This window comes from Microseira wollei NIES-4236, assembly GCF_020521235.1.
GTDB lineage: Bacteria > Cyanobacteriota > Cyanobacteriia > Cyanobacteriales > Aerosakkonemataceae > Microseira > Microseira wollei.
The window spans coordinates 1-22,056 of sequence record NZ_BLAY01000060.1 but is presented as its reverse complement, the minus strand read 5'-3'; the positions used below and the strand labels follow the sequence as shown (position 1 = coordinate 22,056).

26 protein-coding genes are annotated in these 22,056 nt (G+C 45.8%); 11 read left to right on the top strand and 15 right to left on the bottom strand.

Annotated features, from left to right (window positions below):
• Window positions 1-136: 136 nt before the first annotated feature.
• The 4 genes from iscB to MiSe_RS20130 all read left to right on the top strand — a co-directional run bounded on the left by iscB (window position 137) and on the right by MiSe_RS20130 (window position 3,517).
• Window positions 137-1,405, top strand: a complete 1,269-nt coding sequence (gene iscB, locus MiSe_RS20145; protein ID WP_226584233.1) for an RNA-guided endonuclease IscB — start codon at window positions 137-139, stop codon at window positions 1,403-1,405.
• Between the two features lie 94 nt (window positions 1,406-1,499).
• Window positions 1,500-2,408, top strand: coding sequence for a hypothetical protein (locus tag MiSe_RS20140; protein WP_226584231.1), 909 nt, complete (start codon window positions 1,500-1,502; stop codon window positions 2,406-2,408).
• Window positions 2,409-2,573: 165 nt separating this feature from the next.
• Window positions 2,574-2,750: a 50S ribosomal protein L32 gene (rpmF, locus tag MiSe_RS20135; RefSeq protein WP_226584229.1), complete on the top strand. Its 177-nt coding sequence runs from the start codon at window positions 2,574-2,576 to the stop codon at window positions 2,748-2,750.
• Window positions 2,751-2,917: 167 nt separating this feature from the next.
• Window positions 2,918-3,517: a sulfite oxidase-like oxidoreductase gene (locus tag MiSe_RS20130; protein WP_226584294.1), complete on the top strand. Its 600-nt coding sequence runs from the start codon at window positions 2,918-2,920 to the stop codon at window positions 3,515-3,517.
• A gap of 494 nt (window positions 3,518-4,011) precedes the next feature.
• On the opposite strand, the gene MiSe_RS20125 is transcribed toward MiSe_RS20130, so the two are convergent.
• The 5 genes from MiSe_RS20125 to MiSe_RS52780 all read right to left on the bottom strand — a co-directional run bounded on the left by MiSe_RS20125 (window position 4,012) and on the right by MiSe_RS52780 (window position 7,887).
• A complete protein-coding gene (locus MiSe_RS20125) occupies window positions 4,012-5,391 on the bottom strand; it encodes an aldehyde dehydrogenase (protein WP_226584225.1) in 1,380 nt (459 codons plus the stop codon).
• A gap of 109 nt (window positions 5,392-5,500) precedes the next feature.
• Window positions 5,501-6,640, bottom strand: coding sequence for an ATP-binding response regulator (locus MiSe_RS20120; RefSeq protein WP_226584223.1), 1,140 nt, complete (start codon window positions 6,638-6,640; stop codon window positions 5,501-5,503).
• 313 nt (window positions 6,641-6,953) lie between these two features.
• Window positions 6,954-7,301 carry a HepT-like ribonuclease domain-containing protein gene (locus MiSe_RS20115; RefSeq protein ID WP_226584221.1) on the bottom strand — a complete coding sequence of 116 codons (348 nt, stop codon included), beginning with the start codon at window positions 7,299-7,301 and terminating at the stop codon, window positions 6,954-6,956.
• Window positions 7,288-7,608, bottom strand: a complete 321-nt coding sequence (locus MiSe_RS20110) for a nucleotidyltransferase family protein (RefSeq protein ID WP_226584219.1) — start codon at window positions 7,606-7,608, stop codon at window positions 7,288-7,290. Before MiSe_RS20110 ends, MiSe_RS20115 begins: the two co-directional genes overlap by 14 nt.
• Before the next feature lie 120 nt (window positions 7,609-7,728).
• A complete protein-coding gene (locus tag MiSe_RS52780; protein ID WP_226584291.1) occupies window positions 7,729-7,887 on the bottom strand; it encodes a ribbon-helix-helix domain-containing protein in 159 nt (52 codons plus the stop codon).
• A gap of 301 nt (window positions 7,888-8,188) precedes the next feature.
• On the opposite strand from MiSe_RS52780, the gene MiSe_RS20100 reads away from it, so the two are divergent.
• The 3 genes from MiSe_RS20100 to MiSe_RS20090 all read left to right on the top strand — a co-directional run bounded on the left by MiSe_RS20100 (window position 8,189) and on the right by MiSe_RS20090 (window position 10,061).
• Entirely contained in the window at window positions 8,189-8,587 is a 399-nt protein-coding gene (locus MiSe_RS20100) for a hypothetical protein (RefSeq protein WP_226584218.1), read from the top strand.
• A gap of 186 nt (window positions 8,588-8,773) precedes the next feature.
• Window positions 8,774-9,424: a Uma2 family endonuclease gene (locus MiSe_RS20095; protein WP_226584216.1), complete on the top strand. Its 651-nt coding sequence runs from the start codon at window positions 8,774-8,776 to the stop codon at window positions 9,422-9,424.
• A gap of 40 nt (window positions 9,425-9,464) precedes the next feature.
• Window positions 9,465-10,061 carry a Uma2 family endonuclease gene (locus MiSe_RS20090; RefSeq protein WP_226584214.1) on the top strand — a complete coding sequence of 199 codons (597 nt, stop codon included), beginning with the start codon at window positions 9,465-9,467 and terminating at the stop codon, window positions 10,059-10,061.
• An 82-nt stretch (window positions 10,062-10,143) separates the two neighbouring features.
• Here the strand turns inward: MiSe_RS20090 and MiSe_RS20085 are convergent, their stop codons facing one another.
• Together MiSe_RS20085 and ureC are read right to left on the bottom strand one after the other, a co-directional pair.
• On the bottom strand, window positions 10,144-11,241 hold the full coding sequence (locus tag MiSe_RS20085; RefSeq protein WP_226584212.1) for an acetoin utilization protein AcuC: 1,098 nt from the start codon (window positions 11,239-11,241) through the stop codon (window positions 10,144-10,146).
• Between the two features lie 155 nt (window positions 11,242-11,396).
• On the bottom strand, window positions 11,397-13,145 hold the full coding sequence (gene ureC, locus MiSe_RS20080; protein WP_226584211.1) for an urease subunit alpha: 1,749 nt from the start codon (window positions 13,143-13,145) through the stop codon (window positions 11,397-11,399).
• 58 nt (window positions 13,146-13,203) lie between these two features.
• On the opposite strand from ureC, the gene MiSe_RS20075 reads away from it, so the two are divergent.
• Both MiSe_RS20075 and MiSe_RS20070 read left to right on the top strand, forming a co-directional pair.
• On the top strand, window positions 13,204-13,407 hold the full coding sequence (locus MiSe_RS20075) for a hypothetical protein (RefSeq protein WP_226584208.1): 204 nt from the start codon (window positions 13,204-13,206) through the stop codon (window positions 13,405-13,407).
• Window positions 13,364-15,937, top strand: a complete 2,574-nt coding sequence (locus MiSe_RS20070) for a pentapeptide repeat-containing protein (RefSeq protein WP_226584205.1) — start codon at window positions 13,364-13,366, stop codon at window positions 15,935-15,937. The genes MiSe_RS20075 and MiSe_RS20070 overlap by 44 nt, the downstream gene beginning before the upstream one ends.
• Window positions 15,938-16,188: 251 nt before the next feature.
• Here MiSe_RS20070 and MiSe_RS20065 read toward each other — a convergent pair whose 3' ends face one another.
• The 7 genes from MiSe_RS20065 to MiSe_RS20035 form a co-directional block, all read right to left on the bottom strand.
• Window positions 16,189-16,638 (bottom strand): hypothetical protein, encoded by a 450-nt coding sequence (locus MiSe_RS20065; RefSeq protein WP_226584203.1) that lies wholly within the window; start codon window positions 16,636-16,638, stop codon window positions 16,189-16,191.
• Between the two features lie 70 nt (window positions 16,639-16,708).
• Window positions 16,709-17,383, bottom strand: coding sequence for a Coq4 family protein (locus tag MiSe_RS20060; RefSeq protein ID WP_226584200.1), 675 nt, complete (start codon window positions 17,381-17,383; stop codon window positions 16,709-16,711).
• A gap of 100 nt (window positions 17,384-17,483) precedes the next feature.
• Window positions 17,484-17,804, bottom strand: coding sequence for an urease subunit beta (locus MiSe_RS20055; RefSeq protein WP_226584197.1), 321 nt, complete (start codon window positions 17,802-17,804; stop codon window positions 17,484-17,486).
• Between the two features lie 17 nt (window positions 17,805-17,821).
• On the bottom strand, window positions 17,822-18,124 hold the full coding sequence (gene ureA / locus MiSe_RS20050; RefSeq protein ID WP_226584194.1) for an urease subunit gamma: 303 nt from the start codon (window positions 18,122-18,124) through the stop codon (window positions 17,822-17,824).
• A 62-nt stretch (window positions 18,125-18,186) separates the two neighbouring features.
• Window positions 18,187-18,474, bottom strand: coding sequence for a HepT-like ribonuclease domain-containing protein (locus MiSe_RS20045; RefSeq protein WP_226584191.1), 288 nt, complete (start codon window positions 18,472-18,474; stop codon window positions 18,187-18,189).
• Window positions 18,461-18,772 (bottom strand): nucleotidyltransferase family protein, encoded by a 312-nt coding sequence (locus MiSe_RS20040; RefSeq protein ID WP_226584187.1) that lies wholly within the window; start codon window positions 18,770-18,772, stop codon window positions 18,461-18,463. The genes MiSe_RS20045 and MiSe_RS20040 overlap by 14 nt, the downstream gene beginning before the upstream one ends.
• Before the next feature lie 16 nt (window positions 18,773-18,788).
• Entirely contained in the window at window positions 18,789-19,667 is an 879-nt protein-coding gene (locus tag MiSe_RS20035; protein ID WP_226584184.1) for an urease accessory protein UreD, read from the bottom strand.
• A 241-nt stretch (window positions 19,668-19,908) separates the two neighbouring features.
• On the opposite strand from MiSe_RS20035, the gene fmdA reads away from it, so the two are divergent.
• Complete coding sequence (fmdA, locus tag MiSe_RS20030) at window positions 19,909-21,084, top strand: formamidase (RefSeq protein ID WP_226584181.1); 1,176 nt, start codon at window positions 19,909-19,911, stop codon at window positions 21,082-21,084.
• Between the two features lie 240 nt (window positions 21,085-21,324).
• Complete coding sequence (locus MiSe_RS20025) at window positions 21,325-21,600, top strand: FmdB family zinc ribbon protein (protein WP_226584176.1); 276 nt, start codon at window positions 21,325-21,327, stop codon at window positions 21,598-21,600.
• On the opposite strand, the gene MiSe_RS20020 is transcribed toward MiSe_RS20025, so the two are convergent.
• Window positions 21,594-21,734, bottom strand: coding sequence for a hypothetical protein (locus MiSe_RS20020; RefSeq protein ID WP_226584173.1), 141 nt, complete (start codon window positions 21,732-21,734; stop codon window positions 21,594-21,596). The genes MiSe_RS20025 and MiSe_RS20020 overlap by 7 nt on opposite strands.
• Window positions 21,735-22,056 lie beyond the last annotated feature (322 nt).

The window sequence follows — 22,056 nt, the reverse complement described above, 5'->3', positions numbered from 1 at the left end:
GAACGCCAGCTTGTAGCTATCTGTCGAAGGTGGTTAAGAAATTAGCGAATGGGTTTATAGCTATAGTGCCGCCTTCCTAAAAAGCCATTTGAACATTGACGAGGCAAACATTACTTAGCAATAAAGATGACAGAATATGTCAAATTACGCACTTCTTATCGATGGGAACAAGACACCTCTTAATCCAGTACATGCAGCAAAAGCTCGTAAATTATTGGATTCTAGGAAGGCCACCGTATTTCGGCGCTATCCGTTCACTTTGATGCTAAAGCGAGTCATTGAGAACGCGAATGTGTATCCGCTCACGCTCAAAATCGATCCAGGTTCAAAGTTTACTGGCATTGCGCTAGTAACTAATCAAGGAAATGTTATCTGGGCAATGGAGTTGCAACACCGTGGTCAACAAATCAAGGCTGCTCTCTTACATCGATTAGCGGTACGCTCTTGTCGCAGAAATCGCAATACTCGTTATCGGAAAGCTAGTTTCTTCAACCGTAAACGTCCCGATGGTTGGTTGGCTCCCTCTCTTGCTCACCGCGTTTTTACAACTGAAACCTGGGTAAAACGACTCCAAAAATTTGCGCCAATTGGTTCTATCGTTCAGGAAGTAGTTAAGTTCGATACGCCAGCCATTGTGAATCCAGAAATCTCTGGAACCGAGTACCAGCAAGGAACGTTACACGGCTATGAATGCCGCGAGTACTTGCTACAGAAGTGGAACAGAGCGTGTGCTTACTGCGGTGTCAAAGATGTCCCGTTGGAAATTGAACACATTCAACCAAAGTCAAAAGGTGGTTCAGATCGGATATCAAACCTAAGTCTTGCTTGCCACAAGTGCCAGCGTAAAGGAAATAAGGATATCAAAGACTTTCTCAAAGGGAAACCAGATGTTCTCAATACTGTATTGCGACAAGCAACCAAACCGCTAAAAGATGCTGCATCAGTCAACGCTACTAGGTGGGCGTTGTTAAATGCGCTAAAACGATTTGGACTACCTGTAACCACTGGAACCGGCGGACAAACTAAATTCAACAGGATGCGATTTGAGTTACCAAAAGCACACTGGATTGATGCAGCTTGTGTTGGTGTGGTTGAAACCATAAAACTTGTTACAACCAAAATTCTCAAAGTAAAAGCCACTGGTTTTGGTGGCAGACAACGTTGCCAGACAGACAAGTTTGGCTATCCTATTAAGCATCGCCCATTACGTCCCATTCACGGTTTTTGTACTGGTGATATTGTTCGCGCCGATGTCTTGAAAGGCAAATATAAAGGGACTTTTACGGCACGAGTCTGTCCAATGTCTCATGGTTACGGTGAGTTTGTAATCGACAAAAAACGGAGGTCAATCAAATTGGACTATTTAACGCCCGTTCATCGTCGGGATGGTTACGACTATGCCTAAACCTCCGCAAAATAACCATAAATGTACAGATATGTAGAGTTTTTGCGCTCCAGTTTCAAACCCGCGATTTACTGGCGCGTTGAAGGCAAGAATTATGTGGCAGTCTAAGTATTTGGCCATCGCTCCGTTAAGTCTAGCGGCTTTACTAGGATTGGGAGGCAGTGTCTGGCTGGCTAATGGTGCGCTCGCACAGCCAGTTTCCCAAGCCGATACCGCTCGCGTTAACCTTTTCCTTAATCGCCAACCCAATGAAAGCTACGATACCTTTATCCGCAGAGCCGAGGCAGTCGTAACAGATGCCGCTATTCGTACCTTTAACCAAAACCCTTCTAGCAGAGCGGTTGCCGTTACCGTTGTCGGGCAAAATGAAGGTTCTGCTGCACCGATTCTCTCTTTAGAAGTCAATCGTCAAGACTGGGTGCGCAATCCCAGTCCCCAACGCTGGGCAACCTATTTTAAGAGTGCCAGATCTCTTTTAAGGCTCGATAACACCGCCCCGAATACCCCCGGTATTGCCGCAGCAGGTGCAACACCCGTTGGCACTCCCGGACAAGCAGTTCCCAATGGCACCGCCGTACCGGGAAATGGTCTCGGACAAGCACAAGTTCTACCCAATGGAGCTATAGTGCCAGCAGGCATCGTGCTGGGACAACAACAAGTGCTACCAAACGGCACTATCGTTGTACCCACCGTTGTGCCGGGACAAGTGTTACCAAATGGCACCATCGTTGTACCCGGAACTGTGCCGGGACAATTGGTACCCAATGGCACAACCGGCACAATCGGCACCCCCGGAACGACGAATTTCAACGGCAATACCGGCACCCCCGGAACCACGAATTTCAACGGTACAACCGGCACCCCCGGAACCACGAATTTCAACGGTACAACCGGCACCCCCGGAACGACGAATTTCAACGGTACAACCGGCACGCCTGGAACGGGGAATTTCAACGGCACGAATGGTTCTACCGGCAATGGGGGCTTTCGTCGCAATTTCTAAAATTCCGTACCAAGGAAGTTGAAAATGTTTTCTGCCCCAATATCGGGTAGTGGCGATGGGGTAACGGGAAACCTCAGCGCGCACTACCCGATACCAGTTTGATCTATGTGGGGAGTCCTAACATTCAGCTAAAATAGAAAGGTTGTCCAATTTTCCAAGATCGTCATGGCGGTTCCTAAGAAGAAAACATCCAAATCCAAACGGGATAAGCGCAGAGCTACCTGGAGACATAAGGCGGCAATTCAAGCACAAAAAGCCCTCAGCTTGGGCAAGTCGATTTTGACTGGGCGGTCTAAGTTCGTGTATCCGTCTAAGGAAGACGAAGAAGAGTCTCAAGAGTAATCTCCTAGTCTTAGATGTGAGACGCATCGGTTTGACTAGCCCAGTTTATTTTTCGGTTCGCTGCCCGATAGCTGATTTTGTAACAAAATGTAACTATGGATGCTGACATGACAGGAACATAGCAGTTCTGTCGGGTCAGCACGGAAAACTTTATTGTGGCTGGTAATATGATCGGAAAGTTTTTCAAGAAGCCGGGATCGGAAATGAGCGATCGCATCCCCCCAGGTCAATATGAAACCAAAGGTTTCCCCGTCTTGACTTATGGTGAAACTCCCAAAGTCAGCATCGAAAACTGGGAATTTCGGGTCTGGGGTTTGGCTCAACCAAAGACTTTCACTTTCGCCGACTTTATGGCAATGCCCCAACACGAGTTTACCGCAGATTTTCACTGCGTTACCCGTTGGTCGCGGCTAGATGTGAAGTGGACTGGGGTGAAAGTCACAGACTTTATGCAGCATGTGGAAGTAGACCCCAAAGCAAGTCATATTATGGAACACTGCTACGGCGGCTACACTACTAATATTTCTATGGCAGACTTCTGGCGGGAAGAAAACTTTTTTGCCCATACTTTGTTTGGCGAACCGTTACCCGCAGAACATGGTGGTCCTTTACGCCTTGTAGTTCCCCATCTTTATGCCTGGAAAAGTGCTAAATGGCTCAATGGTCTAGAGTTTTTAGACCAAGAAGAATTGGGTTTTTGGGAACGCAATGGCTATCACCGCCGGGGCGAACCTTGGGCGGAAGAACGCTATAGCGGCCTGTTTTAATTTTAGATTGTAGATTGTAGATTGCAGATTGAGTTAAATTTGGCATCTGCGATCGCAAAGTAACTATATGTAGGGTGCGTTAGCTTTCTTCGTAACGCACCATCACAGTGTATTTGCGTAAGCCTGTAAAAAATCGTCTTTAGGCATCGGTAACCTCTGCCGGGGCGGGTTTATTAAACCTTAGCGCTGGTAGCAAATATCTCTCGTAAAACCCGCCCCTACTATACACTACCATTGCTACCGAACATGATATTATACTAAATCCGCTTTCATTACCCCCTTTATCGCGAACGACTTAAGTCGCGCCTACACAAACAAAGACCGCCTGCGCGGTCTGTAAGAATAAAGGGGGTTGTTAACCCGGATTTGGTATTACGCAGCAACTCCAGATATGGTGGAGATGGTGCGTTACGACGACAGCTAACGCACCCTACATTGAGATTGTTGGCGTCAGACCTGAATCTGAAATCTAAAATCTGCCATCTGCAATTTCCTTAACCAATGATTTTTTTGAGTAAATCTAGCTTACCTTTATAGGGTGCGTAGCGCAATTTCAAATCCATGAGAAAAGACCGCTTCAACACGCTTTTTTGATGGGAGAAGATATCAAAACTGGCTTGGCCGTGATAGCTGCCAATACCACTGAAACCAACACCCCCAAAGGGTAAATCGGGTATGCCTACTTGCATTACGGTGTCGTTGATACAGACACCTCCCGATGAAGTTTCTCGCAAAACTCGCTCTTGATAATTTTTGTTTTTGGAAAACAAATAAAGGGCTAGAGGTTTTGGCTGGGCGTTAACAATGCCAATAGCTTCTGATAGATTATTATACTCTATTATTGGCAGAATGGGGCCAAAAATTTCCTCTTGCATGAGCGGCGCATCTAGGGAAACATTATCTATCAGAGTGGGGGCGATGTATAGGGTTTCGGGGTTGGTTTTTCCACCTACAATTATTTCGCCGTTTAGGAATGCTGTGAGACGATCGAACTGTTTTTGATTGATAATTCTGCCGTAATCTGGATTGTTTTCCGGGTCATCGCCATAAAATTCTTTCAGGCATTTTTTGATGTTTTCTATCAAATCTTTTTTGATGGTTTTATCGACTAAAATATAATCGGGTGCGATGCAACTTTGACCGGCATTGATGAATTTTCCCCAAGCAATTCTTCTAGCAGTATGTTCCAGGTTTATATCGGCATCGACAATACAAGGACTTTTGCCGCCGAGTTCTAGGGTAACGGGAGTTAGTTGTTTGGCGGCGGCTTCCATGATAATTTTACCAACTGCCGTGCCGCCGGTGAAAAAGATATGATCGAACTTTTCTTTTAATAATTGTTGGCTGGTTTCGACGCCGCCTTCTACGACCGCGATGTAGGCGGGGTCAAAGTTTTTTTGGCATATATCTGCGATAACGCGAGACGTATGGGGGGCGAGTTCTGAAGGTTTTAAAATGGCGCAGTTTCCTGCGGCGATCGCTCCCACTAACGGCGAGAGCGTTAGCTGAAACGGGTAGTTCCAAGGCGCGATAATCAACACAACGCCCAAGGGTTCGGGATAAATGATAGCTGAAGCGGGAAATTGTTCTAAAGGAATTTCTGTTACTTTCTTGGGTTTTGTCCAACTTTTAATATGCTTGATGGCGTGATTAATTTCTTTTTTAACTACTGCAATTTCCAAGGCATACGCCTCAAGGGTTGGCTTTTTGAGGTCGGCATTCAGATCCTCAATGATAGCAGCTTCATTATCTAAAATAGCTTGGTTTAAAATCTTGAGCTGTTCGAGGCGGAACGAGACATCTTTAGTTTTTCCCGTGGCAAAAAAGAGCCGTTGCTGACGAATTATTTCGCTAATTTCTAATTGAACTAGCATTTGAGTTTTTCAGTGTAGATTTTCAGTTTTGTATTTTAGACTATTTTTGGATTTTAATGGTTCATTGCTGTGGCAACAATGAACCATTAACCGCGAAAGATTAGGAATTTCAGGATTGCTGGGCGGGTAGAGAGATAATAAACAAAGATCCTTGACCGACTTCTGACTTGACCTGAATTGTTCCTTGATGAGCTTCCACAATGCGCTGGGACAGGTGTAACCCCAAACCGCTACCGGAATGCTTGTGACGTCCTTGGCGAAATCTTTCAAACAGCCAAGCTTGTTCTTCTTTTGGGATGCCTGGACCTGTATCTTGAATTTCAATGGTTACCTGGGGTCTAGCACCGTTAGGGGTGCTATTAGCGCTGTTGAGGTGGACATCGATGGCACCAGTGTCTGTGAATTTAATTGCATTGCCGATGATATTGGTGAAAACTCTATGGAGTTCCAAGCGATCGCCTGCAACGGTAAACTGGTCTGGATGACCGGAATTGTTCTGGGAGAATGCCAGAGTTAGAGACAGTTTTTTATCCCCGGCTAAGGGGGAGAGTTCTGCGATAATCTCTTTGAGCAGATCTCGCAAGTCAACTGGGGAGAAGCTTAAGGTTTTGCGACCTGCTTCGTAACGATACACTTCCAGTAAGGTATTGGTCATTGCCAGCAGGTTTTGGTTACTGCGAGTCATGGTAGAAATTACTTCCAGCATCGTGGGGGACAATTCTCCCAAAGCGCCTTGCAGCATTAAATTTAGCATCCGATCTGCGGCGATTAACGGCGTGCGTAAGTCGTGGGTGAGGCGGGAAACAAAATCTTCTCGCTGGCGTGCGATCGCATCGCGTTCGTCCACGCTATGCTTAAGTCGCAACAGCGCTCTCACCCTCGCCAGCAATTCGTCTACTTCCACGGGTTTGCGGATAAAATCATCGGCTCCGGTGTCTAACCCTTGGGCTACACTAGGCTGGTCGTAGGCGGTGATCAATAAAATTGGGATAAACGGTAACGATGTCATGGCGCGGATGCGCTGGGTGACTTCGTAGCCGTCCATTCCCGGCATCATTACGTCTAGCAATACTAAATCCGGTAATTCCTGCTCCAGCTGCGCCAGTGCGGAACGACCATCTGCTGCGGTGCTGATTTTGTAACCTTCTTCTTCCAAAATCGCTTGAATCAGAAATACGTTATCGGGAGAATCGTCTACAACCAGGATACGATCTGGCTTTGAGGTTTGAGACGAGAATATACTTGTCATAGTGCCGAGAGGTTTTGCCATAAAGCTGATAAAAATTGATCTTTGTCTAGTACCTTTTGTATTAGTTTTCACCTAAACTGACCAACTGACCTCATTCCCCCGATGTATTTCTGCTGGAGAGACAGGAAAGCGGGTGCAAGATCCGAGCCGCTATGTAGAGTCAATAAAAGAAAATTGTATAACTTCTTTTGTGCGCTGCTCGCAAGCCCCACCAAATTTACGCGTTCTCCTATAGTTTTTAGGTAACTAATGCAACCAAATACTACAAACACTACTGAGAGTGCCAGCGGGTGGGAGATGGCGAACGCGCGCCCTATGCTCTATCTTCGGGTGGAACAACTGTTTCCAGTTCCACAATTAACGGCGGTAAAGCGTTTTGAACGGTATCCCAAACAATAGCTAAATTCACCTTGTCATACTGATGAATCATCCTATTTCTCATTCCAATCATGTCACTCCAAGGTATTTGAGACAGTGACAGTCGAGTTGCTTGAGATAGTCTTTTAGCCGCCTCTCCAATAATTTCAAGTCTTCGCGTTACAGAATCTTGGCATTGGATATCTGCCTCAAATTCAGTCAAAGTCTTACCAGAGACATAGCTCAAAGCTAGTTTTGCAGATATCAGAATATCCAGCAGGTAATCAAGGTCACGAGTTGACATAAATAATTTCTGCGCTCCCAAGAATATTTTGACGACGTAGATAGTTGAGGCTTTCCTCAATTCCCCGTTTGCTGACCAAATCAACCTTGCGCCCAAAGATTGATTCTAACTCTTCTTCCATATGAACCATATCAAATAAAGTCCAATGAGCATCTGGTGCAAACGTCACCAATACATCAACATCGCTGCTGTCTGGACGAAAATCATCGCGCAAGACAGAACCAAATAAGGCAAATTCGGTAATTTTCCAGCGCTGACAGAATTCGGCTATTTTATCGGTTGGTATTTGGATATTTTTGACTTTCATATATATGCTCGCAGTTGTTTTTAGTTGTATCAACGACAAGGTAGGGACTAAGGCTAGAGTAAGTTTTGTGACTAAATCAAAGTTATTCGGATGCCGTGTCCCTGCAACAACGATCGCACTTCATTCAATCTTCCCCTTTGCCTTGGCTGTGTCGATGGCACTTTGTATCAACAACTTCACAAAATTGGACATAGATCGCTTTTCGACCTCACATAGTGCTTGTAGATTATTCCTGGTTTCTGCTGTCACAGAAACTGAAATGCGTTTGCTGTTACTCATGTACTTCTGTTGTATGGAAGTTTCATCCATTCATTATATTACACACTACTTGGTTGTTTGGCATACCGAGCATGAGAAATGCTTACTAATGCTTACTAAGGCTTACTAATGCTGATTTAGTATGATTTAATAGGACTTTAAATTCCGAAATTTATATGGTAAGGTGTAGTAAACCAAAGAAAAACATGGAAGATTTTTCTATGTTTTTTGCAATTCTCATCAAATAGTCAAAAGCCAGCGCCCAACTATGGCAAGTACAGCGCTGGCTCTGGCTCCAATTTAGAAAGGAGATTACTCTATTATGGCTGACAACGATCGTCTTAAGCCTTGGGCAGTCGTGCGTCTACTGCCAACGCTGCAATGGGTGACCATCAGCCGATACAAGAGTCGTTCTGATGCAGAGGGACATTTGCGCCTGTTCCGTCAGCGAATCCCTAACAAGCGATTTGAGGTAGTGTTCGATCTGGGCGATCGCACAAATAACTCTGTTGTAGCGGGCGATTATAGCGGCTTGCAGCCGCGTGAGGGAAAGCGTTATCGCTTTGTTTGTGTAGCGGCACCCTTAAGGGTGCCGCTACACAAACAAAGGTGTACCTCACTAAGAAAGCAATCCGCTGTAAGATCGAGATGCCCACCTCACAAAGTCACAAAAATTTTGTGGGGTGGGTACGGGAGATCGGGAAAATATACTGTCATATGATGTCCGGTTGAATACCCATAATTAGGACTGACGCGGAGAAACGGGGACGCGGGGACGCGGAGAGTTTTAATTAAGGGTGAAAAGCCTGACATGATATCAGTCGCTAACAAGCGATCGCATTGTAAGAGAGATACTTTGAAAGTAAGCTCTGGTAGACTGAAAGCATTAATTGGGCTAGGTTGACCTATGACGATTTCGATCGACCAACCAATACAACAGAAACCACTCAGTTTTGACGAGTTTCTCGCGCGTTATGGTGGCGAGAATCGCTACGAACTGATCGATGGAGAGGTGTTTGACTTGGAACCAACAGGTTTGCATGAAGAGGTTGCAGCCTTTATTACTACAAAGATCTGCGTTCAGATCGACGGAACAGGCTTACCTTGGTTTGTTCTTCAGCGAGGACTATTGCGCCCTTCTAACATTGAGATGACAGCATTTCGACCTGATGTTGCAATTGTCGATTCCCTACGGGATAGCTTCGCTTCACGAAATGAACTTACCAATGAACCGCTTTGGTCTGACCAGTCGATCTTGACGCTGGGTAGTTCGATCAAATTTGTGGCGGAAGTTGTGAGTAGCAACTGGCAAAATGATTATGCTCGTAAAGTTGAAGACTACGCGGTTTTAGGCATTCCCGAATATTGGATTGCAGACTACGCAGGATTAGGGGGTACTCGACACATTGGCAAACCCAAGCAACCTACCCTCTCTATCTGTACGCTAGCGAACGGAGATTATGAAATTCAGCAACTTCGGGGTAATCAGACGATCGTCTCTAAAACCTTCCCAGATTTAAAATTGACGGCTGAACAGGTTTTGAGGGCTGGTAGGTAAACTGAAAGCATTAATTGGGCTAAGATGAGGCGCGATCGCTATGACACAAACGCCACTGCGGAAATCTCCAATCCAGGATCAACGCATCGTCGATCGGGGACGAACCTGGACACAGTTCAAACACATTCAAAAAGGATTTGAAGGCTCCACTGGAATCCGTTTATTTTACTATAATGGAACAATTGAAATTCTCATGCCAGGACGCGAACATGAACTTTTTGGGCACGTTATCGGTTGGTTGGTGACATGCTTTCTAGCTCAGAAAGGAATTTTCTTTCAACCTACAGGAGCCATGACCCAAGAGCGAGAAGGAGAAGCATCAGCTCAAGCCGATCAGTCTTATTGCATTGGCAGTGTTAAGCCAATTCCCGATCTTTCAATTGAGGTTATTTTCACCAGTGGTGGCATCGATAAACTTGCACGTTATCGCGCGTTAGAGGTTCCCGAAGTTTGGTTATGGCAAGATGGAGTTTTAATGTTATATGCGCTTAACACCAGTGGCTACGAACGCATCGATCGTAGCAAGTTACCCGGATTAGAAGACCTCGATATTGATTTATTCAAACGCTGTATTCTGATTGCAGAAACAGATACAGGAGAAGCGATCAGAATTTTTCAGAAAGCGATCGCGCAATAGAATTACGATCGGAACTCATGAGGTTAAAACTGCACCACGATCTAAAAATAACCAAAAATTAAAGCGGATTTGGTATCAATTATTAGCTGGCAATTTGATGGCACTTTTTGACCTCAGCGACCACCGCTTCTACCCTTTGTCTAACTTGGGGTAATGTACTTTCTGCCAATGGTTTATCCCACAGCCATTGCCCTCCATACTTAGCGCGATAATTAGTTGGTAATTGCTCTGGAAATTCCTGTCCTGACATGACGCCAAAAGCTAATGTCCAGGCACGGGGTACAACGGAAATATCATATCCGCCACCGCCCAATGCCAGCCATTTGGGAGCTAATTTATCTAAAGCTGCAAATAAATTTGTCTGTCCGTTTGTAGTTAAATTCATTCCTGCTAAAGGGTCTTTGTAGTGGGTATCAACTCCTAACTGAGTGACGACAATATCAGGTTTAAACCGTTCCACAAGGGGGGGAACCACTTGATTAAATGCCCACAAGTAAGTTCGATCGTCTGTACGCGGAGGTAAGGGGACGTTAACGCAGTAACCCTTGCCTTTATCTACCCCGATTTCATCAACATATCCGCTGCCAGGAAATAAAGGAACCTGATGCAGAGAAATAGTTAATACTTGGTCGTTATCGTAGAAAGCTGCTTGCACGCCGTCCCCGTGATGCACGTCGATATCGACATACGCCACGCGCAATCCTTGTTGCAGTAACCAGTGAATTGCTACTGCCGCATCGTTGAAGACGCAAAAACCCGATACTCGATCTGGGAGGCTGTGGTGCAATCCGCCACTGTAGCTGAAAGCGACATCGCACTCTTGTTTGATTAACAATTCTGCCCCTAAAAGAGCGCTGCCTACCTTTAAGCTTTCCGATGCAAACATATCAGGAAAAATCGGGTTATCTGCCGAATCAAATCCATACCGGAAGCCCTCTTTTTTATTGCTATCGTTGTTGAGCGATCGCACCACTTCAATATATTGTCGAGTGTGGAAAAGAGCTAACTCATCATCGGTAGCAAGGCGAGGCGACACAACCCGAACGTTGGGTGCATTAAAAGCATTGTATTCACAAAGCAATTCAAACGTGCGCTGCAATCGTTCAGGTTTAAGGGGATGATTTTCTCCGTGTCCTCGTTGCCAAACATCAGGAGAAGAAAGAAAGATGGCTTGGCGCATATTGGCTTCTTCCTCATAAATATTGTTTTATTTTAACATAACAAGCAGCATGGCAATCTGGGAGGGTGAGGAAGGTAGGAAGCTGAGGAGATGGAGAGCAATAGATTCAAATTTCCCTCTGCACCTCCCTTGTCTCCCTTATCTCCCTGCTTTAGCTAAAACAAAAAGTACCGCTGCGCCATTGGCAAAACTGTCGCAGGTTCGCAAATTAACAACTCGCCATCTGCCCTCACTTCGTAAGTTTCCGCATCGACTTCCATGCGGGGTAATGCATCGTTTAATTTCATATCCCGCTTGCTAATTTGGCGCGTCCCCGCAACTGCAACGGCAGATTTTTGTAACTTTAATTGCGCCGGAATTTCTCTTTCTAATGCCGCTTGGGAAACAAAGGTTAAAGATGTAGCTGTTCTTGCTCCTGCAAAACTACCAAACATCGGGCGCATATGCACGGGTTGCGGCGTAGGAATACTTGCATTCGCATCCCCCATCTGGGAGTAGGCGATCGCACCCCCCTTAATAACCATTTCCGGTTTCACCCCAAAAAACGCTGGTTGCCAAAGACACAAATCCGCCAATTTCCCCTCTTCCACAGACCCCACATACTGTGCAATCCCATGGGTAATCGCCGGATTGATAGTATATTTTGCCACATACCGCTTCGCCCGAAAATTATCATGCTCAACTCTTGCAGGATGGGCATCAACTCTTGTGGGATGGGCATCTTGCCCGTCCAAAAGCAACCCCCGCTGCACTTTCATCTTATGCGCCGTCTGCCAAGTGCGAATAATCACTTCTCCCACTCTGCCCATCGCCTGAGAATCCGAGGAAATCATGCTAAAAGCGCCCAAATCGTGCAAAATATCCTCAGCGGCAATAGTTTCCCTGCGAATCCTTGATTCTGCAAACGCCACATCCTCTGGAATCCCCGGCGACAGGTGATGGCACACCATCAACATATCCAAGTGTTCGTCTAAGGTATTCAAAGTATAAGGGCGCGTCGGATTGGTCGAAGAAGGCAACACATTCGCTTCACCGCACACTTTGATAATGTCCGGTGCGTGTCCGCCCCCCGCACCTTCCGTATGGTAGGTATGTATGGCGCGACCTTTAAACGCGGCGATAGTAGCTTCCACAAACCCGGCTTCGTTGAGAGTATCGGTATGAATTGCTACCTGTACATCGTATTTTTCCGCCACGGTCAAACAGGTATCAATTGCTGCGGGGGTGGTTCCCCAATCTTCGTGCAACTTTAAACCCATTGCACCGGCGAGGATTTGTTCTTCGAGTCCTTGGGGCTGGCTGCTATTGCCTTTGCCCAAAAATCCCAGGTTCACGGGGAAGGCGTCGGCGGCTTGCAGCATTCGGTAAATATGCCAAGGGCCGGGTGTGCAGGTGGTAGCATTTGTACCCGTGGCGGGGCCAGTACCGCCGCCCAGCATGGTGGTGATGCCGGATGCGATCGCTACCTCAATTTGCTGCGGGCAAATAAAGTGAATGTGCGTATCAATTCCACCTGCGGTGAGAATCTTTCCTTCTCCAGCAACGACTTCGGTGCCGGGGCCGATAATAATATCAACGTTATCTTGAATATAGGGATTTCCGGCTTTACCAATTTGGCAAATTTTGCCATCTTTTATCCCAATATCGGCTTTGACAATCCCCCACCAATCTAAAATTAGGGCATTGGTAATCACCATATCGACAGCACCATCGGCGTTAGAAATGGGAGATTGTCCCATCCCATCGCGGATAACTTTACCGCCGCCGAATTTGACTTCATCGCCGTAGGTGGTAAAATCTCGTTCGACTTCGATGAATAATTCTGTATCGGCTAAGCGGATGCGATCCCCCACTGTCGGGCCATAAGTTTCGGCATAGGCGCGGCGATCCATTCTATAGCTCATATGATGACCTCTTGACTAGCTTTAATTTTTTTGAGCTTTTATTTATTAAATTAAATAATTGTACTCAACACAAGATGCTATAGCAAATGAGATTATACTTGAAGAAGATGCAATCAGCGAATTATTGACCAGTTTACCCGCTGGCTGCAACAATTATGCCAAACTTCCGATTTTCCCTAAAAAATATCGCAATAAGCCAACACCTAAAAAGAATGATTATGGGGAAGGAAAAGACAGAAGACGAAACAGAAACAAAGGTTGAAGCAACGCCAGAAGAGCAAGCTGAAATATCGGAATTAGAAAGCGTATTGCAGAACTTAGACGCCAGCTTTAAGCGAGTAGATAAGATTGAAGATCCAGTTAAAAAAGAATACAAATTGCTCCAGGAAGCTAAACGAATGGAGATGCCAGCCGAAAGCTACCGGCGCATGTTTGAAAATTACTACTTGGAAAGATTGCCAAAGAAACCTGAGAATCAGTGGCTGAACCCTTTGAAGTTTTTAGACCAGCGACTGGGGGACTTTGTTAAATGGTGTGAAAATATTTCCCTATATAGTTTAGCTACAGTTATTGGTCAATTTACCCTGTTGGCAGCAATGGGAGCCTACTTTATGGAAGCTCCCCAGCGACAGCAGGAATTGCTAGATTCAGCGCGGCAAGAAATTAGAAATCAGAAGGGCGTTGAATATTCAGAATCGAGAATTGAAGCGCTTGAGACGCTCAACAAGTACTGCGAAAGTCTATTAGGAGAACAGGCTCCCAACGCCAACTTGGAAGACATTAAGCTGAATAAGTGCTATAAATTTCAATTGGGATTAGCAACTTTTGCCAAATGGCCTCCCCAATTCTATAGATATGAAGGAATTAACCTTTCCCAGATGAACCTGGCTGGCGCTAATTTAAAGGGAGCCAACCTGTCGGGAGCGAATCTGGAGGGAACGAATCTGGAGGGAGCGAACTTAGAGAGAGCCAATCTCAAAGGGGCAAATTTGAAAGGGGCGAATCTCAAAGGAGCAGTTCTCCGCGCTGCTAGCTTGGAGGGAGCCAATTTAGAAGAAGCCAATCTCGATAGCACTCGCATGAGCCGAGTTTATCTCAGGGGTGCGAACCTAAAAAAAGCCTCCATCACTGGTGCTAGATTGCTTTGGGCAGACCTTCAAGGAGCGACTCTCACCCTAGCCAATCTCACAGAATCTAACCTGAATCGCGCTAATCTTCAGGGAGCAGATCTCTACAAAGCTAACTTTAAAGGAGCTTCCCTGCGATATGCGGATTTGCGGAATGGCACGATAATAATCGGGGCTGATTTTGAGCGTGCTAACCTGAAGCGAGCTAAGTTTTGGTCAGCAGATCAAGTGAAACGATCCTACAACTGGGAAAAAGCGTTCAAAGATGATGATTGGTCAGAAAAAATTGCCAAACCTGGTGCAGATAAGTACAAAGTGGGATTGCTGATTGCAAATAATACCGCGATTTTTAAGTTGTATCAGCAAGGCATGGAGAGTGCAGCCAAGGAAAACCCACAAATTGAAATTATATCGCTCAAGACTGGAGAGACTATCGAAGAAGAAGCCCAAGGAATCAAACAATTACTCGCCGAGGATGTGGATGTAATTTTAGTTAGACCCCTAGACCCGGAAGAATCCATATCTGCTATCCAAAAAGCTTACATCTCTGGCGTAGTACCGCTCAATATCGGCGATTGCCTGTCGAAAGAAGGGCAGAAAGTAGCGTTTGCTTGTTACGAAAGCGATTCGTTCAAAATGGGCTACGATTTGGGCAAGTATCTGGGAAATTGGGCCAAGAAAAATAGACGGGGTCAACAGCTAAATGTTGGTCTGGTGGATGGGGCAGATTCGAGTCGCCTTTATCCATATTTCCAGGGCTTTCAAGCAGGTATGAAAGATTCCGGGGTGAGTTGGAATCAAACTGCATCGACGAATGCACAAACCGAAGAAGATTTGCCAAAAGTGAAGGAAATGCTGAAAGCTAACCCGAATATCAATATATTGTGGGCAGGCGCTCCGGTAAATACTTCGATGAGCGTCAAGGCAGTTGAGGACTTGAAGTTAGAGAACAAAGTGTCTGTGTTTGGGATTATTCCTTTAACTCGGACCTGGGCAAACGCGCTGCTCAATCCGAATCACCCCCTGCAATCTATTGTCGATGAATCGCCAGCTTATGTGGGTTATAAAGCAGCCCTACACGGGATTGATGTGATTCAGGGCAAGACTTCGAGAGAATATCAATATACAGCATACCAGCATCGATTGCTCACCCAAAATGACAGCAAAACTGTCAACCAGTTACTCAGTCAAACTCTCGATGTGGAGAAAAACGAGCTAAAACCACCGCTCGAATTGAAGAAAGATGCTGGTATACCCTCTGAAATTCTCTCTAGTTTGAACACCTCGATTGCGTCGCCCCTGCCAGCTATTACGGATAAGGCAACCATCGAGAAGTTGCAAGAAGAACTGCAAAAATTAATCGTACAAAATTCGCAAACATCCACTACTACTGAAGACAATCAAACACCCGCCACTTTCAGCGATACGTTAGTTTATCGGGTGCTGGTAACCAAAGAAGTAGAGATTGTTTCCTACGAACCCATCGGTAAACTGTCGGTTGATTTTGTGGAAAAGACTCCCCTGCCCAAATTGTCAGTCAAAGACAAGGAAACTAATCAACCTCCCAAGGAAATTAAGGGGCCTGTAGCTGAATATAAGGTTCTGATCGCGCCCAATGGTACGGTTGAGGTTAAATGGGGAGAATCTTTTATCCAGGGTGAATAAATTAATTGCAAATTTCAGCTGGCAATCTGCAATTCAGAAACCCGGTTTCTACAATAATACCTTCGCCAATTTTCTGCAACGCCCGCACGCTAAAGCATGGGCAGCGCCAGCGGGCACACAAACTCTCGCAAGGCTAACGCAGGCTGAAATCCTTTCCCAGCCAGCCTTCGCGGGCTTTGTTTGTATAGCCACACCCTTAAGGGTGTCGGATTTTGACGAAGGTATTGTACAAGAAACCGGGTTTCTAGAATCTAAAAAGGAATGCCCAAGTCTATTGATGCTTCTTCTCCCAGCCATAATTTAAGTTTTTCCTCATAAATATCGGCAATTGTCTTATTGATAAATTCATATATTTCATCTAGTTTGTTTAAATCATCTCTTGGTATTGTAAAATTGTTTCCATAGGGATAAACCGAGACGACAAAAGTATTGCGCTTTTTTCTAATTGATAAAGAAAAGCTCACTTTCTCCTGGGCAGAATTATTAGGTTCTTGAGGATTTTCATATAATGTCATGGCGATTTCAAACAAGAGATATCCATCCTCGTCTACATGCATTTCCCCAGTTTCTATCGGACATTCAAAATATAGACTCATCCGATGAACCAGAAAATCAGCAAAATCCTGGCAAGAATGCTTGTATTCGATAGATTGCTTCCTAGCAGCAGCATAAGCTTTGCAAAGTTCCTCAAATTTGGACATCTAAACACCCTCACCAACTTGGAATCTTGTCAGAGGGGAGGCAAAATGCCCGCCCCTCAATATTCTATCTTCAAGGAACGTAAACTGGAGTGGGTTCAACTCCTAATTCAGCCCTCCATTGTGCCACAGGTTTATCCCAATGTTCTTCCCATTTTTGCGCTAAAAATGGTTTGGCTTTGGCTCCCATTCTATATCCTACAGCAATGCGATCCAACAACCTTTCTAAATTTTCTGGCTGATTAAACAACATTTTCAACATCCCGCCGGAGATTAGTACTGCGGACATCGTTCTGTGGGTCTGCGCCAGTTCAAATGCTTTCAATCCTATTTCTTCAATTTCATCAGCACCAAAATTTGTCAAGACATGCCAAATATCATGAGTTTGACGGATGCGTAAAAAAATGTAGCTGATGTCATCATCACCCACTGGTTTGCGGTAAAAATTGGGGTCGAAACCGGCTTTTGTTAAATAAGATGCGTAGGCGTATCCCAAAGAATCTTGAGGACATTTGAGCAACGCATCCAAATCAACTGGTGGAGGGGTATATCGTTGTTCAACAATCTGGGCTACCCCTGGCTTAGATTTAACATACTCGACCATGATTTGAGTGGCTTTGGTATGCCGCAGGCTATCTTCAATATCAAAAACAGATTCAGTTTTACCGGGGTCTTTTATTAGCGCCACCATTCCTTTCAATGTGGTTAAGAACTCAACGTTGATGCGGCGTTTTTCACTAGATAGCATAGAAGATCCTGACAGGAATGTGTTCGAGTTTGGTATATTTACAGATCAACAAAGATTTTCTGCGATCGCATCACCCATTCCAGGTATTTTTGCCACAATCCTATTCACTCTCCCCATCTAACCTACCGTTGATTTTGCCATTGAAGCCATAAACTTGACGGCTACCGGCAAACGGAACTAATTGGACTGAGCGTTCATCCCCTGGTTCAAAGCGTACTGCTGTTCCTGCTGGAATATCCAGCCGCATTCCTCTTGCTTGTTCCCGGTCAAATTCTAAAGCTGCGTTGACTTCGTAAAAGTGAAAGTGAGAGCCAACTTGAATCGGGCGATCGCCTGTATTTGCTACTCTTAACCGCACTGTAGCACGCCCTGCATTTAATTCAATTTCACCCTCTGGCGTAATTATTTCACCTGGAATCATTGCCTTATTTCCTCTTACTAACGAATCGGATCGTGAACTGTCACCAATTTTGTCCCATCAGGAAAAGTTGCTTCCACTTGCACTTCATGCACCATTTCCGCTACGCCTTCCATCACGTCTTCCCTGGTTAACAAAGTTGTGCCATAACTCATTAAATCTGCAACGGTGCGACCATCTCTTGCCCCTTCTAAAATTGCCGCAGTAATATAAGCCACTGCTTCGGGATAATTGAGTTTTAAACCTCTAGCTTTACGGCGTTCTGCTAACAAGGCAGCGGTGAAAATTAGTAATTTATCTTTTTCTTGTGGTGTGAGTTGCATGGCTATTCTTCCGGTTCAGATGCAATAATTTTCTCAAGTTCGGCTATCAAGGGTGGCAAATCTTAGGTTATTGTATCCCAAACTAGATCCAACTTAATATCGTAGTAGCCGTGAATCAGGCGATTTCTCATGCCAATAATTTGCGCCCAAGGTATTTGGGGCAATTCATTTTGACGTTGGTTTGTAATCCGAGATGCAGCTTCGCCAATAATTTCGACGCATTTGACCAGAGATAGAGTTAGCATCCGGTCGTTGTCGAGGTCGCTTCTTGTTCTATTTTGAGCAAAAGAAATAGCTTCCCGTGCAGCGTCCAGCATATGACGCAACCGTACTGAATCATCTATGAACATATATCACCTGTGCTGAATCAAGTACTTTTTGCCGAAAGTAACGACTTAACTCTTCTGGAAATCGTAAATCCACTTGACGCCCGATCATTTCTGTGAGTTCAATTTCCCATCCTGCTAAACCCAAAAAACCAATGCTTTTTCCGGGCCTCAATTCTATTAAAATATCGACATCACTATCAAGTCTAAAATCATCGCGCAAAACTGAGCCAAAAAGCGATAGTTTGCTGATTTGATTTCCCTGACAAAAATCGGTTATTTTGTCTAGGGGAATGTCAATAGGAAGTTGTTGATCGTTCATCTGAGGTTTCTCGTTATTAGCGTTGCCAAACTCGCGGTAATATGGCGGGACGTTCTAAAAAAGATTGACGTAACAGATGCCATACGGCTATAAACCAGTTTCTCACTTCTGTTGTGGAATTGCCACGATATCGGCATAATAACCCTTCGGTTAAGCGGGTGACGCCGATCCCCCCCCCTGCCCCCCCCTTGTTAAGGGGGGGGTGTGTTTGCCAGAGATTTCGCGCTTTTTCTACTAACTCCGGTGTCGCGGGTTGTCCTACCCAAGTTAAACTCGCCACAATCGGATATCCAGCTAAACTGTGGGGACTGTTGATCGTTTCTTCACTAGCAAATAGCCTTTGTCTGTCGATCCACAAAGGGCGTCCTTGCTGCCATATTTCCGTATTACTTCGCCACTCTCCCTGCCAGAATTTTTCTCCTCTAGCACTGCGTCCAAACCGGGTAATTTCCCAAGCTAACCAACTAGCTCCTGGAGCTAATTCTACTCGCATATCTTGCCGATAAATCGCGCCGTTAAAAATTATTGTTTCCTGGGGTAACCATTCTAAATTTGCACCTGCGTCCAGTTGCATTTGCATCGAAATTTGTGCTGTTTGTCCGTTACTGCGATAAATTTTACTCGCAGCAGTGGTGGTAATTAAAGCTTGCGCGTCTTTTTGCAGGTGGAAGTTGAACGAGAGGCGATCGCTTCCCACCATCCCCCCAGCCGTGTGTAAAATTACACTGTGACAAACTTCTTCCCCTTCTGGATAAAACGGACGTTGCACCTTTAGCGGCGCTTGCGCTTGATTATAAATCACTTGGGTAACGCCCCGGCGACGAGCATAGGCTAAATCCAGGCTACCATGCCAGCCCCATGACAAGTTATCTGTTGTTTTGGGAATTTGGTTCACTTGAGGAAATCCGACATTATTTACTGAGAATACCGATCGCTTTTGTGCTTAGCAACCGAGCGGCTACAATTTTATGAGTATGATTCTCATTTTTATTTTTGATTAAACTTAAGAATTAAAATCAAATATTTACAATAAGTTTACCATTATTGTAGAAAAAAATCTACTAAATTGGCTAAATTGTTTTTGACGATGCGAAGCTAATTGCAATTAAACAAAAGTAAAGTATCAGGGAGAGATTATGCCTGAAGTTCTGTTCAAAGTTGACTTGAAAAAACCGTTTACCGAGCAACCTCTGGTGGGTCACAATCGCTGGCATCCGGATATTCCAGCGGTAGTTTCTGTTAATCCGGGGGCGGTGTTTCGGATTGAATGCAAAGACTGGACGGATGGACAAATTGGCAATAACGATAGCCCGGATGACGTGCGGGATGTAGATTTAACGGTTGTTCACGTATTAAGCGGGCCAATTTATGTTAATGGGGCGCAACCAGGAGATATTTTAGTCGTTGATATTTTGGATGTGGGAACGCTTTCGGAATACGAATGGGGATTTACGGGGATTTTTGCCAGGGAAAATGGGGGAGGTTTTCTTACAGATCACTTTCCAATTGCCCAAAAAGCGATTTGGGATATACAGGGAATTTATACGCGATCGCGTCACATTCCCGACGTCAGATTTGCCGGAATTCCCCACCCCGGTTTAATTGGTTGTGCGCCTTCCCACGAACTACTAGCAAAATGGAATAAGCGAGAAGCAGAATTAGTCGCAACGAACCCGGATCGAGTACCGCCTTTAGCAGCATTACCAAACCCAAAAAATGCGATTCTCGGATCGTTGCAAGGTGCAGACTACGACCGCGTTGCACAGGAAGCTGCCAGAACCGTTCCACCCCGCGAACATGGGGGAAATTGCGATATCAAAAATCTCTCTAAAGGTTCGCGGATTTACTTCCCAGTTTATGTGGAAGGGGCGAAACTTTCCATGGGAGATATTCACTTTTCCCAAGGCGATGGGGAAATATCGTTCTGCGGTGCAATTGAGATGGCGGGTTACCTGGATTTGCACGTAGATATCATTAAAGGCGGTATGGAAAAATACGGCATGACAAATCCGATTTTCAAACCGGGGCCGGTGGAACCTCGTTATTCAGAATACTTGGTATTTGAAGGGATTTCCGTTGATGAATTTACGGGTCAGCAATATTACCTGGATGCTCACGTTGCCTATCGGCGTGCTTGTTTGAATGCGATTGAGTATTTCAAGAAGTTTGGCTACACGGGAGAACAGGTTTATTTACTTTTAGGTGCAGCACCCGTCGAAGGACGAATTAGCGGCATTGTCGATATTCCCAATGCTTGTTGCACCCTGGCAGTTCCCACCGCAATTTTTGAGCGGAATGTGCTGCCTTCATAGTTTAATTCTTTGTTATTCTTCCCAGGCTCCCGCCTGTCTGTTCTCCTTGTTCTCGTTCCCAGGCTCCCGCCTGGGAACGCCATTGTTCTCGTTCCCAGGCTCCCGCCTGGGAACGCCATTGGCGAGGTTATACCTCGCTGTTATCGCCAGAGGCGGAGGATTTCGTTCCCAGACCGGATCCCGGGAACGAGAGAAAATCCAAAATCTGCAATTCTTCAATCTGAAATCTAAAATTCTGTTATGCCACTTTACGAATTTCGCTGCGAAACTTGTGGAACCTTCGAGCAATGGCGCAGTATGAGCGAAGCTAGCAAACCGATGCTTTGCCCAACTTGTCACGTCGAAGCTAAACGCATTTATTCAATTGCTGGGATGATGCTATCTTCTTCGTTGAAAGCTCACATTGAGGGGAGTGCAGAACCTCGCATTATCCATCGCCCTGAAAACCAGAAATCAGCGACGCAGCAGCATTATTGCCATAGCGATCGCGGGCGTCCTTGGATGATCTCTCATTGAGAGGGGAATTTGCGGCGATCGCGCCCTTTCCAATTGTTGAGTAGGGGCACGGCGTAGCAAGGCGCTGCAGCTGCACCACCAGACTCTTGGCTGCCCCGCCCCGGGCACGGCGTAGCAAGGCGCTGCAGCTGCACCACAAGACTCTTGGCTGCCCCGCCCCGGGCACGGCGTAGCAAGGCGCTGCAGCTGCACCACCAGACTCTTGGCTGCCCCGCCCCGGGCACGGCGTAGCAAGGCGCTGCAGCTGCACCACAAGACTCTTGGGTGCCCCGCCCCGGGCACGGCGTAGCAAGGCGCTGCAGCTGCACCACAAGACTCTTGGGTGCCCTGCCCCGGGCACGGCGTAGCAAGGCGCTGCAGCTGCACCACAAGACTCTTGGGTGCCCTGCCCCGGGCACGGCGTAGCAAGGCGCTGCAGCTGCACCACAAGACTCTTGGGTGCCCTGCCCCGGGCAC

Bases quoted from the DNA above. Each gene is read 5' to 3' on its own strand.
- MiSe_RS20065 (WP_226584203.1), bottom strand. From the start codon at position 16,638: ATGTCCAAATTTGAGGAACTTTGCAAAGCTTATGCTGCTGCTAGGAAG.
- MiSe_RS20110 (WP_226584219.1), bottom strand. From the start codon at position 7,608: ATGAAAGTCAAAAATATCCAAATACCAACCGATAAAATAGCCGAATTC.
- MiSe_RS20040 (WP_226584187.1), bottom strand. From the start codon at position 18,772: ATGAACGATCAACAACTTCCTATTGACATTCCCCTAGACAAAATAACC.
- MiSe_RS20120 (WP_226584223.1), bottom strand. From the start codon at position 6,640: ATGACAAGTATATTCTCGTCTCAAACCTCAAAGCCAGATCGTATCCTG.
- MiSe_RS20125 (WP_226584225.1), bottom strand. From the start codon at position 5,391: ATGCTAGTTCAATTAGAAATTAGCGAAATAATTCGTCAGCAACGGCTC.
- ureA (WP_226584194.1), bottom strand. From the start codon at position 18,124: ATGCAACTCACACCACAAGAAAAAGATAAATTACTAATTTTCACCGCT.
- MiSe_RS20085 (WP_226584212.1), bottom strand. From the start codon at position 11,241: ATGCGCCAAGCCATCTTTCTTTCTTCTCCTGATGTTTGGCAACGAGGA.
- MiSe_RS20045 (WP_226584191.1), bottom strand. From the start codon at position 18,474: ATGTTCATAGATGATTCAGTACGGTTGCGTCATATGCTGGACGCTGCA.
- MiSe_RS20060 (WP_226584200.1), bottom strand. From the start codon at position 17,383: ATGCTATCTAGTGAAAAACGCCGCATCAACGTTGAGTTCTTAACCACA.
- iscB (WP_226584233.1), top strand. From the start codon at position 137: ATGTCAAATTACGCACTTCTTATCGATGGGAACAAGACACCTCTTAAT.
- rpmF (WP_226584229.1), top strand. From the start codon at position 2,574: ATGGCGGTTCCTAAGAAGAAAACATCCAAATCCAAACGGGATAAGCGC.
- ureC (WP_226584211.1), bottom strand. From the start codon at position 13,145: ATGAGCTATAGAATGGATCGCCGCGCCTATGCCGAAACTTATGGCCCG.
- MiSe_RS20100 (WP_226584218.1), top strand. From the start codon at position 8,189: ATGGCTGACAACGATCGTCTTAAGCCTTGGGCAGTCGTGCGTCTACTG.
- MiSe_RS20090 (WP_226584214.1), top strand. From the start codon at position 9,465: ATGACACAAACGCCACTGCGGAAATCTCCAATCCAGGATCAACGCATC.
- MiSe_RS52780 (WP_226584291.1), bottom strand. From the start codon at position 7,887: ATGAGTAACAGCAAACGCATTTCAGTTTCTGTGACAGCAGAAACCAGG.
- MiSe_RS20070 (WP_226584205.1), top strand. From the start codon at position 13,364: ATGGGGAAGGAAAAGACAGAAGACGAAACAGAAACAAAGGTTGAAGCA.
- MiSe_RS20115 (WP_226584221.1), bottom strand. From the start codon at position 7,301: ATGTCAACTCGTGACCTTGATTACCTGCTGGATATTCTGATATCTGCA.
- MiSe_RS20140 (WP_226584231.1), top strand. From the start codon at position 1,500: ATGTGGCAGTCTAAGTATTTGGCCATCGCTCCGTTAAGTCTAGCGGCT.
- MiSe_RS20055 (WP_226584197.1), bottom strand. From the start codon at position 17,804: ATGATTCCAGGTGAAATAATTACGCCAGAGGGTGAAATTGAATTAAAT.
- fmdA (WP_226584181.1), top strand. From the start codon at position 19,909: ATGCCTGAAGTTCTGTTCAAAGTTGACTTGAAAAAACCGTTTACCGAG.
- MiSe_RS20025 (WP_226584176.1), top strand. From the start codon at position 21,325: ATGCCACTTTACGAATTTCGCTGCGAAACTTGTGGAACCTTCGAGCAA.
- MiSe_RS20130 (WP_226584294.1), top strand. From the start codon at position 2,918: ATGATCGGAAAGTTTTTCAAGAAGCCGGGATCGGAAATGAGCGATCGC.
- MiSe_RS20095 (WP_226584216.1), top strand. From the start codon at position 8,774: ATGACGATTTCGATCGACCAACCAATACAACAGAAACCACTCAGTTTT.